General features: G+C 42.0%; 2 protein-coding genes. One reads left to right on the plus strand and one right to left on the minus strand.

Annotated features, from left to right (window positions below):
* Positions 1-491 (plus strand): ATP-grasp domain-containing protein (locus AC1DWB_RS34270; protein ID WP_477545544.1); only part of this gene is annotated, 491 nt, incomplete at its 5' end.
* A gap of 542 nt (positions 492-1,033) precedes the next feature.
* Here AC1DWB_RS34270 and AC1DWB_RS34275 read toward each other — a convergent pair.
* Positions 1,034-1,735 carry a glycosyltransferase family 2 protein gene (locus AC1DWB_RS34275; RefSeq protein WP_477545545.1) on the minus strand — a complete coding sequence of 234 codons (702 nt, stop codon included), beginning with the start codon at positions 1,733-1,735 and terminating at the stop codon, positions 1,034-1,036.
* Positions 1,736-1,957: the final 222 nt, after the last annotated feature.

Here is a 1,957-nt window from a genome sequence, read left to right on the forward strand (position 1 = left end):
CAATCGAGGAAGCAAACCAGATCTTATCAACTCATTCTGAATATATCGTACAACCTTTTATTGAAGGATCTGAATATAGTGTAGAAGTGTATGTCGATCTTATTTCAAATGAAACTATTTGCATTCATCCCAAAAAACAGCTATTGATGAAGGCGGGAGAAACTTATAAATCCGTATCAGTCAAGGATCCCATACTACTAGAGCTCATACAAAGAACTGTGGCAGCTTTAGGTCCGATTGGACCCATAAATATTGATTGTTTTCAAAGCCCTAACGGTGACTATTTGATATCAGAGATCAATCCTCGACTGGGTGGTTCATATCCACATACACATGAAGTCGGCCTGAATTTTATTAAATACTTAATTCATAATTTAAATGGATATCCAAACCAAAGTCATATAAATGAGTATCCGCAAGGAACTGTTATGATGAAGTACTTTGATGTCCTTGTAATCAGCCCATCAATCGGCTCAGAAGTACCCATTTAACATGGAAGGAGTTCGCTTGGGAAGTAAAGGCGGAAATCCGAACTGAACTTTTAATGCTCTCGGGAATCGGACCGTTCTTGTCAACACGATTTAGGGAAGATATAATATGTCCTTTTCAGAAGAAAGATAAATGCATAAATCATTTAATTGAGAAGGTGCATACGCCAACTGCGCCATCCAGATAACTATTATACGGAAAAGCAGTATAGACATGTCGGGAGTCACCATCATTGTTACATTACAATTCGCGTATATCGCGACTTTTTTGTTTAATGCCACAAGGTTCTTGACATTGGGCGATGACAAGAACCTTGTGACATTCCCGACGACGAGATTGTCCGGGGGGCTATGACTGGTCGGTTGCAAATGCAGATTGCCTTAGCGGGTGCCCTATGCTGGTGGCTGCAGATGACGACTGCACATAGAGTTAAGCTAGACGGGCAGATTAGTTTAATTGTGATATGCTGAACCGTATCATAAATAACGGCATGTTTTTGGGTAGATAGGTATGATCGTGGGGAACATGCGATGGTCCGGTTCAATTAATATTGGCGCATGGCGAAACGGCGGAAATGTTTTGTCACGGCAACAGGACGGCTACCAGTCAGGAAGCGATGATCACCCACTCGCCATGTATGAGTGCGTTTATCTTTTCTGCGAATATAGACGTAGTTGTAGGGAGAAGTGGCGTATATGGCATAGCCTTTATTGGTACAATCTCGTAAAAATTTGACGTMTTCGCCAAGCGAGAGATCTGAGAAGCGTACATTTTTGAGGACTTTCTTCCGAAACAGGATGGTCCCTCCTTGAACGAATCCAACAAATTTGTTTTTTTCTTGAGGAGATCGAATTACAAGCTTTTTGCTGGCAGCCAGATAGACCAAACATGCGTGCTTGCCGAGTACCGGGCTTCGTGTGCGCAGGAGCGTCTTGACTTGCTCCCTTAAATAGTACGGCGAATAATAATCGTCGTGGTCAAATTTAGTAATGAGGGGATATTTGGTTCTGCAGATGCCACAATTTAAGCATTGGCCCAACGAGATTCGCCCTGGCACTTGATAGACGGTTACATTGGGATAACTGGCAGCTTTTTTTCGCCATTCCTTTAAATTGATGCTGTCCTTATTAATGATGATAATCAATTCTTTGCGCTTGTAGCGCTGAATGCGGTAATTGTTCAAGATGTTCATGAAAAAATCGGGCTGATTCGTACACGTGATAATGGACACACCTGGTTTGGACATGAGATTCCTCCTCCACTCGTTTACTTCTCCTAATTCCTTTATTTTATGAAATTCAAATTAACGGAATTTTGCTTGGGCTAAATCTGAAGTGAGGAACTAATGATATGTAATTATGCGGATCAGGAGAATGTAGTGTTGGCTGTCAGGATGAAGGGAGAGGGATCAGCCCAGATGACATGGATCGGGTATAAGCACCCGTACTTTCAACTTGCCGTTTCAGAT

The organism is Paenibacillus sp. P4_E11, assembly GCF_056401635.1.